This is a genomic window from Sphingomonas sp. Sphisp66, assembly GCF_047324325.1.
In the GTDB taxonomy this organism is placed as follows: Bacteria; Pseudomonadota; Alphaproteobacteria; order Sphingomonadales; family Sphingomonadaceae; genus Sphingomonas.
The window spans coordinates 4,682,012-4,695,075 of record NZ_CP168508.1; the positions used below are offsets into that span (position 1 = coordinate 4,682,012).

Annotated in this window: 15 protein-coding genes; 13 read left to right on the top strand and 2 right to left on the bottom strand. The window is 68.4% G+C overall.

Features of this window, described 5'->3' with window-relative positions; all coding sequences use genetic code 11:
• Positions 1 to 25 precede the first annotated feature (25 nt).
• The 4 genes from ACEN8G_RS21585 (at position 26) to egtD (ending at position 3,808) form a co-directional block, all read left to right on the top strand.
• A complete protein-coding gene (locus ACEN8G_RS21585; protein WP_413414128.1) occupies positions 26 to 661 on the top strand; it encodes a LysE family translocator in 636 nt (211 codons plus the stop codon).
• 41 nt (positions 662 to 702) lie between these two features.
• A complete protein-coding gene (locus tag ACEN8G_RS21590) occupies positions 703 to 1,248 on the top strand; it encodes a cob(I)yrinic acid a,c-diamide adenosyltransferase (RefSeq protein WP_413414129.1) in 546 nt (181 codons plus the stop codon).
• Between the two features lie 159 nt (positions 1,249 to 1,407).
• Positions 1,408 to 2,673, top strand: a complete 1,266-nt coding sequence (gene egtB, locus ACEN8G_RS21595) for an ergothioneine biosynthesis protein EgtB (protein WP_413414130.1) — start codon at positions 1,408 to 1,410, stop codon at positions 2,671 to 2,673.
• A gap of 157 nt (positions 2,674 to 2,830) precedes the next feature.
• The gene (gene egtD / locus ACEN8G_RS21600; protein ID WP_413414131.1) at positions 2,831 to 3,808 is read left to right on the top strand and encodes an L-histidine N(alpha)-methyltransferase; all 978 of its coding nucleotides are present in this window, start codon (positions 2,831 to 2,833) and stop codon (positions 3,806 to 3,808) included.
• Between the two features lie 162 nt (positions 3,809 to 3,970).
• Here the strand turns inward: egtD and ACEN8G_RS21605 are convergent, their stop codons facing one another.
• Positions 3,971 to 4,648 carry a queuosine precursor transporter gene (locus ACEN8G_RS21605; protein ID WP_413414132.1) on the bottom strand — a complete coding sequence of 226 codons (678 nt, stop codon included), beginning with the start codon at positions 4,646 to 4,648 and terminating at the stop codon, positions 3,971 to 3,973.
• Positions 4,649 to 4,967: 319 nt separating this feature from the next.
• Between ACEN8G_RS21605 and ACEN8G_RS21610 the strand changes: the two genes are divergently transcribed.
• Positions 4,968 to 6,263, top strand: a complete 1,296-nt coding sequence (locus ACEN8G_RS21610) for a NupC/NupG family nucleoside CNT transporter (RefSeq protein ID WP_413414134.1) — start codon at positions 4,968 to 4,970, stop codon at positions 6,261 to 6,263.
• A gap of 193 nt (positions 6,264 to 6,456) precedes the next feature.
• Positions 6,457 to 7,347: a PilZ domain-containing protein gene (locus ACEN8G_RS21615; protein WP_413414135.1), complete on the top strand. Its 891-nt coding sequence runs from the start codon at positions 6,457 to 6,459 to the stop codon at positions 7,345 to 7,347.
• Here ACEN8G_RS21615 and ACEN8G_RS21620 read toward each other — a convergent pair.
• A complete protein-coding gene (locus ACEN8G_RS21620; RefSeq protein ID WP_413414196.1) occupies positions 7,344 to 8,213 on the bottom strand; it encodes a 3-hydroxyacyl-CoA dehydrogenase NAD-binding domain-containing protein in 870 nt (289 codons plus the stop codon). The genes ACEN8G_RS21615 and ACEN8G_RS21620 overlap by 4 nt on opposite strands.
• A gap of 62 nt (positions 8,214 to 8,275) precedes the next feature.
• Between ACEN8G_RS21620 and ACEN8G_RS21625 the strand changes: the two genes are divergently transcribed.
• The 7 genes from ACEN8G_RS21625 to ACEN8G_RS21655 all read left to right on the top strand — a co-directional run bounded on the left by ACEN8G_RS21625 (position 8,276) and on the right by ACEN8G_RS21655 (position 13,025).
• Positions 8,276 to 9,268: a DUF1176 domain-containing protein gene (locus ACEN8G_RS21625; RefSeq protein WP_413414136.1), complete on the top strand. Its 993-nt coding sequence runs from the start codon at positions 8,276 to 8,278 to the stop codon at positions 9,266 to 9,268.
• Positions 9,269 to 9,306: 38 nt separating this feature from the next.
• Positions 9,307 to 10,203, top strand: a complete 897-nt coding sequence (argB, locus tag ACEN8G_RS21630) for an acetylglutamate kinase (RefSeq protein WP_413414137.1) — start codon at positions 9,307 to 9,309, stop codon at positions 10,201 to 10,203.
• 98 nt (positions 10,204 to 10,301) lie between these two features.
• On the top strand, positions 10,302 to 10,598 hold the full coding sequence (locus ACEN8G_RS21635; RefSeq protein ID WP_413414138.1) for a YggT family protein: 297 nt from the start codon (positions 10,302 to 10,304) through the stop codon (positions 10,596 to 10,598).
• A gap of 7 nt (positions 10,599 to 10,605) precedes the next feature.
• Positions 10,606 to 10,914 carry a DUF167 family protein gene (locus ACEN8G_RS21640; RefSeq protein WP_413414139.1) on the top strand — a complete coding sequence of 103 codons (309 nt, stop codon included), beginning with the start codon at positions 10,606 to 10,608 and terminating at the stop codon, positions 10,912 to 10,914.
• Positions 10,904 to 11,779 carry a bifunctional methylenetetrahydrofolate dehydrogenase/methenyltetrahydrofolate cyclohydrolase FolD gene (gene folD, locus ACEN8G_RS21645; RefSeq protein ID WP_307116458.1) on the top strand — a complete coding sequence of 292 codons (876 nt, stop codon included), beginning with the start codon at positions 10,904 to 10,906 and terminating at the stop codon, positions 11,777 to 11,779. Before ACEN8G_RS21640 ends, folD begins: the two co-directional genes overlap by 11 nt.
• A complete protein-coding gene (locus ACEN8G_RS21650) occupies positions 11,779 to 12,387 on the top strand; it encodes a hypothetical protein (protein WP_413414140.1) in 609 nt (202 codons plus the stop codon). The genes folD and ACEN8G_RS21650 overlap by 1 nt, the downstream gene beginning before the upstream one ends.
• A complete protein-coding gene (locus tag ACEN8G_RS21655) occupies positions 12,384 to 13,025 on the top strand; it encodes a MarC family protein (protein ID WP_307116456.1) in 642 nt (213 codons plus the stop codon). Before ACEN8G_RS21650 ends, ACEN8G_RS21655 begins: the two co-directional genes overlap by 4 nt.
• Positions 13,026 to 13,064 lie beyond the last annotated feature (39 nt).

A 13,064-nucleotide genomic window follows, 5' to 3' on the forward strand; every position in this document is an offset into this window, starting at 1 on the left:
TTTCCAGAATGCCAAGGTTGCCGCGATGACTCTCCAGACCTGGTGGCTGTTCGTCATGGCCGTGTTCCTGCTTTGCGGGACGCCCGGCCCCAACATGCTCCACATCCTCCAGCGCAGCGTCGATTTCGGCCTGCGTCGCACCGTCGCGGCAATGGCCGGCTGCCTGGCCGGGCTGATCGCGCTCCTCGCCGCCTCCGCCGCCGGGCTCACCGCGCTGCTGCTCGCCATTCCCGGCGCGTTCGAAGTGCTGCGCTGGGCCGGCACCGCCTATCTGGTCTGGCTCGGCATCAAGGCCTGGCGGTCCGACCCGGCCCCGCTCGACGTGACCGACGATGCCGCCCTCGCCGACAGGCGCCTCACCGCCGCCCAGCTCTTCCGCGGCGGCTTCGTGATCGCCATCTCCAACCCCAAGGCGCTGCTGTTCGCCGCCGCCTTCTTTCCCCAGTTCGTCAGCGCCGCCGCGCCCAAGCCGCCGCAATTCGCGATCCTCGTGCTGACCTTCGCGGTGGTCGAGTGCTTCTGGTACCTGGTCTATGCGCTGGGCGGCCGCGGCCTCGCCCGCCATCTCGAGCGACCGGCGCTCAAGAAATGGTTCAACCGGATGACGGGCACGATCTTCATCGGCTTCGGCTTGCTGCTGCTCCGCTCGAAGCACGCCTGAGTGATTGAGATGGCGCGCGCGCGGGCGTAGGCTCCGCCGCGATGGTCAAGCTCAACAAGATCTACACCCGCACCGGCGACGACGGCACCACCGGCCTGGTCGACGGCTCGCGCATCTCCAAGGCTGCCGCGCTGATGGCGGCGATCGGCGATGTCGACGAGGCGAACTGCGCGCTCGGCGTCGCCCGCGCCACGCTCGGCCATCACGCGTTCGGCGGCATGCTTGCGCATATCCAGAACGACCTGTTCGACCTCGGCGCCGATCTCGCCACGCCCGAGGGGATCCAGGGCGCGCTGCGCATCACCCCCGGCCAGGTCGCATGGATCGAGGAGCGGATCGACCATATCAATTCGGCGCTGGAGCCGCTGACCAGCTTCGTGCTGCCCGCCGGCGCCCCCGGTGCGCCCGAGCTCCATCTCGCCCGCGCTGTCACCCGCCGGGCCGAGCGTGCCGCGGTCGCCGCCGGTGCCGGGCCGCAGCCGCTCGCCTATCTCAACCGCCTGTCCGACCTGCTGTTCGTCGCCGCCCGCGCGGTGAACCAGAGCGAGGCCGGTGACGTGCTCTGGATACCCGGCGCGTCACGCTGACCGATACCTTGGCATAGCTGCCCGGCCCGGGGTCGCCCGCTATCGGCAGGGCGTGAACAAAAGCCGGCGACGTAACGTTCTGAAGGGGTACCGGGGGCTTTCCGCGAACCTATATCTCCCCCGGTTGACCGGCGCACCCGGCCGCGCTAGGAGAACATAATGCGAACGGAAACGGGATCCGCTCCGGCCTCCGGCGCGCTTGGCGCGAAGTTCCAGCATACCCGCGCACTGAGCGAGGCGCTGGTCCGCCCGCTCTCCGATGCCGATGCGACGATCCAGTCGATGGACGATGCCTCGCCGGCCAAATGGCATCTCGCGCATACGACGTGGTTCTTCGAGACCTTCGTGCTGCGCGACCATGTCCCCGGCTATGCGCTGCACGACGAACGCTGGCCCTTCCTGTTCAACAGCTATTACGAGGCCGAGGGGCAGCGGCATGCGCGTCCTCGCAGGGGAATGCTGTCGCGCCCCAGCCTCGCCGAGGTGCTGGCGTACCGCGCCCATGTCGATGCCGCGCTGATCGATGCGCTGCCCGATCTCCCGGAAGCGGCCCGGGTGCTGGTCCTGCTCGGCTGCAACCATGAGCAGCAGCACCAGGAGCTGCTGCTCACCGACATCCTCCACCATTTCTCGGTCAACCCGCTCGAGCCTGCGGTCTGGCGCGGCGCGCCCAAGGTGCCGGTGGCGATGCCCGGCCCGATCGGCTGGATCGAGGGGCAGGCCGGCCTCGTGCAGCTGGGTGTCGATTCAAGCGATTCAACATTTTCCTTCGATTGCGAGGGGCCGCGCCACCAGGCGCTGCTTACTCCGCACGCCCTTGCCGATCGTACGGTGACCAATGGCGAATGGGCCGCGTTCATCGCCGATGGCGGCTATCGGGACCCGCGCCACTGGCTGTCGGACGGCTGGGCCTGGGTGCAGAAGGAAGGCATCGAGGCGCCGCTCTACTGGCGCCAGGAGCGCGGCGCCTGGACCCGCTTCGGGCTCGACGGCCGCCGTCCGGTCGATCCCGCCGCGCCGGTCACCCATGTCAGCTTCTTCGAGGCCGATGCCTATGCCAGCTGGGCCGGCGCCCGGCTGCCCACCGAGTTCGAATGGGAAGCGGCCGCTTCGGCTTTCGATCCGGAAAGCGGCAACCAGCTCGATGCTGCCGGCCCGGTCGAGCCGCGGCCTTCGGCGGGTGGCCCGGCCTTTTTCGGCGATGTCTGGGAATGGACCGGCAGTGCCTTCCGTCCTTACCCCGGCTTCAAGGCCGCAGAGGGCGCGGTCGGCGAGTACAACGGCAAGTTCATGAGCGGGCAGTTCGTGCTGCGCGGATCGTCCTGCGCCACGCCGCGCGGCCATTCGCGGCCCTCATACCGCAATTTCTTCTACCCCCATCAGCGCTGGCAATTCACCGGCGTGCGCCTGGCGAAGGACCTGTGATGGCCTTCCCGCACCAGCCCCTCTTCACCGCCACCTTCGCTCCCTTCCTCGTCATCCCCGCGCAGGCGGGGATCCAGGGTAACAGAGCGATGACCTTCGTGGCTCTGGATCCCCGCCTGCGCGGGGATGACGATCAAAACCGAAAGGCCGGCCAGTCATGCTGAAACAGGAACTCGAAGACGGCCAGGCCAGCCTCGCCGATCCACATTTCCGCGCCGATGTACTGAGTGGCCTCGGGGCCCGGCCGCGCGCCATCCCGGCGCGCTGGTTCTACGATCGCCGCGGCTCGGAACTGTTCGAGGAGATCACCCAGCTCCCCGAATATTACCCCACCCGCACCGAAACCGAGCTGCTCCGCAAGACCGGCCCCGAGCTCGGCGCGCTGGCGGCGCGCGGCGCCGCGGTGGTCGAGTTCGGCTCGGGTTCCTCGGTCAAGACGCCGCTGCTGCTGCGTGCCATCGATCCCGCCGCCTATGTGCCGATCGACATTTCGGGCGATTTCCTCCGCCAGTCCGCCGCTGAACTGGGCCAGGCCTTTCCCGGCCTGCCGGTCTATCCGGTCGAGGCCAATTTCCTCCGCCCGGTGCCGCTGCCCGAGCAGGTGAGCGGCATGCCCAAGCTCGGCTTCTTTCCCGGTTCGACGATCGGCAACATGCAGGCCTGGCATGCGGTCAACCTGCTGCGCGCGATGCGCGAATGGCTGGGCGACGGCGCACGGCTGCTGATCGGGATGGACCGGGTCAAGTCGCCGGACGTCCTGGTCCCCGCCTATGACGATGCCCAGGGAGTCACCGCCGCTTTCAACCTCAACCTGCTCGAGCGGATCAACCGCGAGCTGGACGGCACGATCCCGGTCGAGGCGTTCCGCCATGTCGCCTTGTGGAACGACGATGCCGCGCGGATCGAGATGCATCTCGAGGCGGTGCGCGACATGGAGTTCAGGGTCGACGGCCGGCCGTTCGCGATGGCGGCGGGCGAGACGATCCACACCGAGAACAGCCACAAATATGGTCGCAACGGCGCCCGCATGCTGCTGCGCGCCGGCGGCTGGACCCCGATCCGCGAATGGACCGACCCGAACGACTGGTTCGCCCTGATCCTCTGCGAAGCCCAGCCGATCAGGCTGGCGCCTTAGTCCTCTAATTCCTCCCCGAGCTTGTCTCGGGGAGGGGGACCATCGCGTAGCGATGGTGGAGGGGCCGACGCGGTACGCGCCGGTGCCCGGCGCACCCCACCACCACCGGCTTCGCCGGCGGTCCCCCTCCCCCAGCGAGCTGGGGGAGGAATCATCGAAGGCTCAATGCAGCGCGCGCCTCTTGTCCAGGCTGCGCCCGAACGCGACGAACAGGTAGATCAGCGCCGGCACCAGGACGATGCTCAGCACCACCTTGCTCAGCATCTGGCCGACCAGCAGCTCGCCGATCGGGAAGACGCCGTAGAAGGCGACGGTGACGAAGATCAGCGTGTCGGCGATCTGGCTGAGCACCGATGCGATCGCGGCGCGCAGCCAGAGCAGCTTGCCGCCGCCGCTCTTCAGCGCCGAGAAGATGGTGACGTTGAGGATCTGCGAGATGCCATAGGCGATGATCCCGCCCAGCCAGATGCGCGGCGTGCCGCTCATCATCAGCTCGAAGGCGTGCAGCCGGTCGGGCGCCATGCTCGGCGAAGCGGGGAGGGTGAGGACCAGGATCGACAGCAGCACCGAGGTGACCAGCGGCACGAAGCCGATCAGCACCAGCCGCCGCGCCGTGTCCGGCCCGTGCAGCTCGGCGACCGCGCTGGAGACTGCGACGAGCAGCAGGAAGGCGAAGATCCCGGCCTCCACCGCGAGCGGGCCGACGCCCACCCAGCTGCCGATCTGCGAGATCGGGCCGAGTGCGACCTGCTTGTTGCCCAGCACGCCGGCGATGCAGACCATGCCGCCATAGAAGATCGATAGGAAGAAGAGCGAACGCGGGATGCGAATGGTGTCCATGGGCGGACGCTAGCGAGAAATGCCTGTACCGCAAGTCCCGGGACCTTTTGGGCTTGACACAGTTCCTGTTTTGTTCTACATGCGGCTCCGAGATCTCGAAAATCCCGTTCCTTCCGCCATCCGCCCGGCTGTCTTCGCCGGGCGGGGCCGCGGAGCGTTGGCCCGCGCGTGCGGGTGCCTGCGATCGCACGCGGCGATGTCGGGAACTTTGTGAACTTCCGCCACGCAGCTTCTGCGGGGAACGGAGTCGGCTGCCTCTGGCCATGCGGGTGCGAGCGTGTATGCTCACAGGCTTGGGCGTTTGCCTTGGGGGTAGAAGTTGAATCAGTTTCCGGTCGGCATCTTCGGCGTGCTCGCGATCCTCGGCATCGCCTTCGCGCTTTCGTCGAACAAGCGCGGGATCAACCTGCGCGTGGTCGGCGCGGCCTTCCTCCTCCAGGCGGGCATCGCCGCGCTGGTGCTGCGGACCAGCTGGGGCCAGGCGGCGCTGCACGGCCTGTCGAACGCCGTCTCGGCTTTGCTCGGCTATGCCGGCGCCGGTACCAGCTTCCTGTTCGGCCCGCTCGCCAAGCCCGAGCTGGGCGGCCAGAGCTTCGCCATCGCGGCGTTGCCGGTGATCATCTTCTTCGCCGCGCTGGTCTCGATCCTCTATCATCTCGGTGTGATGCAGTTCGTGATCCGCTGGATCGGCGGCGCGATCGAGAAGGTGGTCGGCACCACCAAGGTCGAATCCCTCTGCGCGGCGGCGAACATCTTCGTCGGCCAGAGCGAATCGCCGCTGGTCATCCGTCCCTATCTCGCCCGGCTGACCCCTTCGCAGCTCTTCGCGGTGATGACCGTCGGCATGGCCGGCGTCGCCGGCACGATCCTCGCCGCCTATGCCAGCCTGCTCGGCGCGGCGTCTTTGCCCTATCTCCTCGCCGCCTCGTTCATGGCGGCACCGGGCGGGCTGCTGATGGCCAAGATCATCATGCCCGACAGCCCGGTGCAGGACGGCGAGCTGCCGCTCGGCGACGATGCCGAGGAAGCGGCGATCAAGGTCGCCGAGCAGGATGTCGAGGAAGAGCGTGCCGCCAATCTCATCATGGCCGCCGCCTCGGGCGCCTCGACCGGCGTCAAGATCGCGGTGGCGGTGGGCGCGATGGTGCTCGCCTTCGTCGCGCTCGTCGCGCTCGCCAATGGCCTGCTCGCCGGGGCGGGCAACTGGCTCTACGACCTGACCGGCCATGCCGCCTGGGCAGGCTTCCTCCAGAATCTCAGCTTCCAGAAGATCATCGGCACGATCTTCGCGCCGGTCATGTACCTGCTCGGCATCTCCTGGCACGAGGCGACCGCCGCGGGCGGGCTGTTCGGCACCAAGGTGGTGCTCAACGAGTTCGTCGCCTTCATCGATCTCGGCGCGATGACCGATATCGCGCCGCGCACCCGGGCGATCGTCACCTTCGCGCTGTGTGGCTTCGCCAATTTCAGCTCGATCGCCATCCAGATGGCGGCGACCGGCAGCCTCGCGCCGAACCAGCGGCCGATGATCGCCAAGCTCGGCATCCGTGCGCTGATCGCCGGCAGCCTGGCGAACCTGATGAGCGCGGCGCTGGCGGGGCTGCTGCTCCCCTGAGTCGTTAACCTTTTGGATACCCTCGTTACCTAGATTCGGCCCAAATCGGCAGGACAACGCTGCGCCGGGGGCGCGCTGTACATGCCGGGGACAATCGACATCGGGTGGAGAGCGGGTCGCGCGCCATCATCGGATCGTGCCGCAGGGCCGGCCCAGGGATGTGCGCTCTCCAGGACAGCAGCTGGAGTGAAGCGTGACCAATTTCATCGCCACCGGTCCGGATGCACGTCCGCTCCGCATCCTGCGCCGCCCACCGCCGACACCGGGCGAGGAAGCGCTGGGCCGGGTGCGGGACTGCCTGCAGCTCGCCTTCCGGCCTGCCGGCGACAGCGAGGAGCCGGTGCATCCGCCGCTGCCGCGTGCCGTTGCGACATCGAAACGTTACAGACATCTGACGGACGCATATTCGCCGCGGGTCACAACAGAAAAGCCGTTGGAGGCGAACATTTCCCGCACCGAGATCTCCTTCCAGCCCGAAGTGCCGACCATGGAACGCCGAAGCGACGATCGTTCGAAGATCTCGGTCTACCGGTCCGCGATGCTGCGATGGGACGGCTATGAGGCGCTCTGCCTGATCCGCAACATCTCGCCCGGCGGACTGATGGGGAAGCTCCACACCAGCCTGCCCCCCGGCGAGCCGGTGACGGTCGAGATCCGCTCGGGCAACGAGATCGCCGGGCACGTCGCCTGGTCGGCCGATGGCACGGTGGGCGTGCAGTTCGACGAGAAGATCGACGTGCTCGAGGTGCTGCACGCGCCGGTCCACGGCGATCCCGGCCTCACCCAGCGCATGCCGCGCCTGCGGATCGCCTGCCCGGTCAGCCTCGTCGCCGAGGGGCTGCGGGTGAGCGTCACCTTGGTCGACGTGTCGCAGGGCGGCGTGAAGGTCGAGGCGGACTTCCTCCGCGAAGGCGACGAAGTGACGGTGGGCGTGCACGGGCTGGAGGGGCGCCGCGGCGTGGTCCGCTGGGCGCATGACGGCCGTGCCGGGATCGCCTTCCTCGCGGCGATCCCGTTCGACACGCTCGCCAAATGGGCGCTCGACCGCCAGACCGAGCTGACCCAGGCCGAGGCCGGCGCCTAGCGCGTCGGCACCGGCTCCGCGCCGCTATAGTCGTAGAAGCCGCGCTTGGTCTTGCGGCCGTACCAGCCGGCCTCGACATACTTCACCAGCAGCGGCGCCGGGCGGAACTTGGGATCGCCGGTGCCTTCGAACAGCACGCGGGTGATCTCGAGGCAGGTGTCGAGCCCGATGAAGTCGGCCAAAGTGAACGGCCCCATCGGATGGTTGAGGCCGAGCTGGCAGGCAGCGTCGATGTCCGGAATCGTCGCCACGCCTTCGCCAAGCGCGAAGCAGGCCTCGTTGAGCATCGGCATCAGCACGCGGTTGACGATGAAGCCGGGGGCGTCGTTGGCGTGGACGATACGCTTTCCGAGCGACTGGCCGAAGGATTCGACCGCTGCGACGGTGGTATCCGAGGTGGCGAGGCCGCGGATCAGCTCGATCAGGCCCATCACCGGCACCGGATTGAAGAAGTGCACGCCCATGAAGCGTGCCGGATCGGGCGAGGCCTGGGCGAGGCGGGTGATCGGGATCGACGAGGTGTTGCTCGCCAGGATCGCGTCGGCGCCCAGCACCTTGCCGACGCTCTCGAAGATCTGGCGCTTGATCGCCTCGCGCTCGGTCGCCGCTTCGATGACCAGGTCGCAGGGCGCGAAGGAGTCGGTGCCGCCGACACAGGTGATCCGGCCGAGCGCCGCCTCGGCATCGGCCGCGCCGATCTTCTCCTTCTCGACCGCACGGGCAAGCTGCTTGGCGATGCCGGCCTTGCCCGCCTCGGCCCGCGCCTGATCGACGTCGGAGAGCAATACCGCATAGCCCGCCTGGGCCGACACCTGCGCGATGCCCGCGCCCATCTGCCCCGCACCGATCACGCCAACCGTCTTCATCATCGTCTCTCCTTTGGCGCCGCTCCTATCGATTCGAAGCCGAATCGGCTAGGCTCGACGCCATGCTGCTCCTCGCCTTCCTCCTTGCCGCCCAGGCCGCGCAAGACGATCCCGAGAAACTCTATGGTGACTGGGCCGTCGCCTGTGACAATCTCCATCGCTGCGAGATGACGTCGCTCCTGCCGGGCGACCAGGCGATACCCGAAGAAGGCTCGGACTATGACGCGACCATGTCGGTCATCCGCGAGGCCGGGCCGGCAGGCGGCTTCACGGTGGAGGTATGGCCTGCCGACAAGCCGAGCGGCAAGGCCACGCTCCGGATCGACGACGTGGCGATCGCCAGCGCACCGGCCGGCGACGAAGGCGTCACCTTCAAGGGCGCCGACGCCGCGAGGATCGCCGCCGCCATGCCGAACGGCAAGGCGCTGGCGCTGGTCGGTGGCGATGGCAAGGTCGCGGCGCGCATCTCGCTTGCCGGGTCCTCGGCCTCGCTGCGCCACATCGATGCGGACCAGGGTCGCGCCGGCACGGTGACTGCGCTGGTCGCCAGGGGCGCAAGGCCTGCCGGTGCCGTCCCCGCCGCGAAGGCGGCCGAGCGGATCGTCGCACTACGTCCGAGCGGTGCAGCCATAGCCGTCTCCAGGGCGATGCGCCTCACGCTGGAGAAGCAGAGCGACTGTGACGGCTTGTATGACGGTGCCGAGAGCGTGCCCGAGGTAGAGACGCACGCGCTGGGCGGCGGCAAGACGCTGGCGCTGCTGCCCTGCGGAGCCGGCGCCTACAACTACAGCACCGTCGCCTTCGTGATCGCAGGCGGCAAGGCGGTGCGCGCGGTCTTCGACGACGGCAATGACGGGATGCTGGTCAATGCCGGCTTCGACAAGGGCGAGCTGTCGACCTACGCCAAGGGCCGCGGCATCGGCGATTGCGGCGACAGCGCAAGCTATGTCTGGGACGGCACCCGTTTCCGGTTGACCCGGGCGCGCTCGATGAGCGAGTGCCGCGGCTCGACCAACTGGCTGACCACCTATCGCGCCACCCCGGTCTTCCGCTGAAAGTTGCGGGGCAGCCCCTCTGGCCCTATGGGGCCGCCATGACCAATGCCCCCGATCCCGCGCTGCTCGCCAAGGCCGAAACGCTCGTCGAGGCGTTGCCCTATCTGCAGCGCTATGCCGGCGCGACCTTCGTCGTCAAATATGGCGGCCACGCGATGGGCGATCCCGAGCTGCAGCGCGACTTCGCCGAGGACGTGGTGCTGCTCAAGGCCGTGGGCATCAATCCGATCGTCGTCCATGGCGGCGGCCCGCAGATCGGCGCGATGCTGAAGCGACTTGGCGTCGAATCGAACTTCGTCGGCGGCCTGCGCGTCACCGATGCCGAGACCGCGCGCATCGCGGAGATGGTCCTGGCCGGATCGATCAACAAGGAGATCGTCAGCTGGATCGGTGCCGCGGGCGGTCGCGCCGTCGGCATCTCGGGCAAGGACGCCGGCCTGGTCACCGCCGAGAAGGTCACCGGCCGCGAGGCGGATCCGCTGCAGGGCATCGAGCGCCATGTCGACCTGGGCTTTGTCGGCGAGCCGGTGGCGGTGAACCCGGCGATTCTCCACTCGCTGGCCGCGCAGGACTTCATCCCCGTGGTCGCCCCGATCGCGCTGGGCGCGGACGGGCATACCTACAACATCAACGCCGACACCATGGCCGGGGCGATCGCCAGCGCGATCGGCGCCTCGCGCTTCTTCCTGCTGACCGACGTGGCCGGCGTGCTCGACAAGCAGGGCGAGCTGCTCACCGATCTCGACCGGGCACGGATTGAGGCGCTCAAGGCCGACGGCACGATCAAGGGCGGCATGATCCCCAAGGTCGAGACCTGCGTGCACGCCGTGGAGCAGGGCGTCGATGCGGCGGTGATCCTCGACGGGCGCATCCCGCATGCGATGCTGCTCGAGATCTTCACCCGGCGCGGCGCGGGGACGTTGGTCCACGCCTGATCCGGCAAGCGATCGGCGTTGCCGGGGTTGTTGCGGAGCGCGGTGTTCCCTAAGTTCTCCGCCAACCAATCTCGGAGATCGCCTTGTCCTTTCTCGTCATGCTCCTGCAAGTCGCGCAGTTTCTGCTGTGGGTGCTCAGCTGGATCATCATCGTTCAGGCGATCCTGTCGTGGCTGATCGCGTTCAACGTGATCAACACGTACAACGACATCGTCCGCTCGATCTGGCAGACGCTCGATGCGATCACCCGGCCGATCTACCGGCCGATCCGGCGGTTCATGCCCGATTTCGGCGCGCTCGACCTGAGCCCGCTGGTCGCGCTGCTGCTCATCATCATCCTCAAGGACTTCGTCCTGAGCTGGGCGATCGCGCAGCTGGCCGTTCCCAACTACTGACGCCGGCGTGCCCGCCTGGCGGCGCATTACGGACGGGATCGAGATCGCAGTCCGGGTGACGCCGCGCGCGTCGCGCGATGCCTTCGCGGCGGGCACCGAAGCGCATTTCGCCGCCCGGCTCGCCGCGCCGCCGGTGGAAGGTGCGGCCAATGCCGCGCTCGTCCCGCTGGTGGCGGCGGCCTTCGGCGTGCCGAAGCGCGCCGTCAGCCTGATCGCAGGCGATACCGCGCGGCTCAAGCGACTTCGTGTAACCGGCGACCCCACAGCGCTGGAAGAACGGGCCCAACGTCTCTATGGCGGGGCGCATGACGGCTGACATCATAGACGGCAAGGCGTTCGCCGCGGGCCTGCGTGCCCGCGTGGCGGAACTGGTTCCCGCGTTCCAGGCAAGGACGGGGCGTGCACCCGGGCTCGCCGTGGTGCTGGTCGGCGAGGACCCGGCCAGCGCGGTCTATGTCCGCTCCAAGGGCAAGCAGACCCGCGAGGCGGGGATGGAGAGCTTCGAGCACAAGCTCGGCGCCGACACGACCCAGGCGACGCTGATGGCGCTGGTCGACAAGCTCAATGCCGATCCCGAAGTCGACGGCATCCTGGTCCAGCTGCCGCTGCCCCGGCACATCGACGAGCAGGCGGTGCTGCTGCGGATCGATCCGGACAAGGATGTGGACGGCTTCCACCCGGTCAATGCCGGGCGCCTCGCTACCGGGCTCGACGGCTTCGTGCCCTGCACGCCGCTCGGCTGCCTGATGCTGCTCGAGGACCGGCTGGGTGACCTGGCCGGGCTCGACGCCGTGGTGATCGGCCGCTCTAACATCGTCGGCAAGCCGATGGCGGCGCTGCTGACCCGGGCGAGCGCGACGGTGGCGCTGGTCCATTCGAAGACGCGCAACCTGCCGCATTATCTGAAGCATGCCGACATCGTCGTGGCGGCGGTGGGCCGGGCCCATTTCGTCAAGGGCGAATGGCTGAAGCCGGGCGCGACGGTGATCGACGTGGGCATCAACCGCACCGAGGCCGGGCTGGTCGGCGATGTCGATTTCGACAGCGCGGCGAGCGTGGCCGGGGCGATCACCCCGGTGCCGGGCGGTGTCGGCCCGATGACCATCGCCTGCCTGCTGCGCAACACGCTGGTTGCGGCGTACCGCAATGCCGGGGTGCCGCTCGAGAAGGGCGCGATCTGATGCTCCTGGCCGCGCTGGTCCTGCAGGCCGCGACGCCGCAGACGGCGGTGGATGCCGAGCGCGCCTTTGCCGCGGCGGCGGAGGCTAGGGGGCAGTGGACGGCGTTCCGCGAATATGCGACGGCGGATGCGATGATGTTCGTGCCGCAGCCGGTGAAGGCGCAGGAGTGGCTCAGGGACAAGCGGGACCCGGTCAAATCGGTCGAGTGGTGGCCGGTCGAGAGCTATGTCTCCTGCTCGGGAAATCTCGCGGTCAACACCGGCGGGGCGCTTTGGCCGGACGGCTCCAGCGGCTATTTCTCCACGATATGGGCGAAGCAGGGTGACGGCAGCTGGAAGTGGCTGGCCGATCATGGCGGCGCAGTCGCCGTGCCGCGCGCCCGGCCTTCGCGACCAAAGGTCGTGCGGGCTTCCTGTGCAGGAAAGCCGATGATCGACATGGGTGGCTGCCTCTCCGACGCGGATAGCATGGGATGCCATGCCGCGCGGGACCAGTCGCTCCAGGCGCGCTGGGTTCGGAAGGGCGATGCCGTTGCCTTCTCGGCCGTGATCTGGACCGGGCGCGGTTGGAAAACGGTGTTTGACGAGGGAGCGGCGCCCGCCAAATGATCGAACTCTTCATCTCCACCTTCATCACCTTCTTCGTGGTGATCGATCCGCCGGGCTGCGCGCCGATCTTCGCGGGGCTGACCGCGGGGACGAGCGCGGTGCATCGGCGGGCGATGGCGGTGCGCGCGGTGATCGTTGCGGCCGTCATCCTGTTCGGCTTCGCGCTGTTCGGCGAAGCGCTGCTGCGTGCGCTCGGCATCAGCCTCAACGCCTTCAAGATCGCCGGCGGCATCATGCTGTTCCTGATCGCGCTCGAGATGGTGTTCGAGAAGCGCACCGAGCGGCGCGAGGACCGGGCCGAGAAGATCAAGGCCGAGGAGCCGACCGACATCTCGATCTTCCCGATGGCGATGCCGATGATCGCCGGGCCGGGCTCGATCGCCTCGACCATGCTGCTGATGTCGCAGAACAACGGGCTGGAGCGCACTGCCGTGGTGCTCGCGGCGATGGCGGCGATCCTGCTGCTGACGCTGCTGGCGCTGCTTGCGGCGGGACCGCTGATGCGGGTGGTCGGTGCCAAGATCGAGGCGGTGGTGTCGCGGCTGCTCGGCGTGCTGCTCGGCGCGCTGGCGGTGCAGTTCGTGATCGACGGGATCAGCGCCGCGCTGGTCGCCGGGCGGGCGGTGAGCGGGCACTGATTTTCTCCCTCTCTCCGCTTGCGGGGAGAGGGCAGGGGA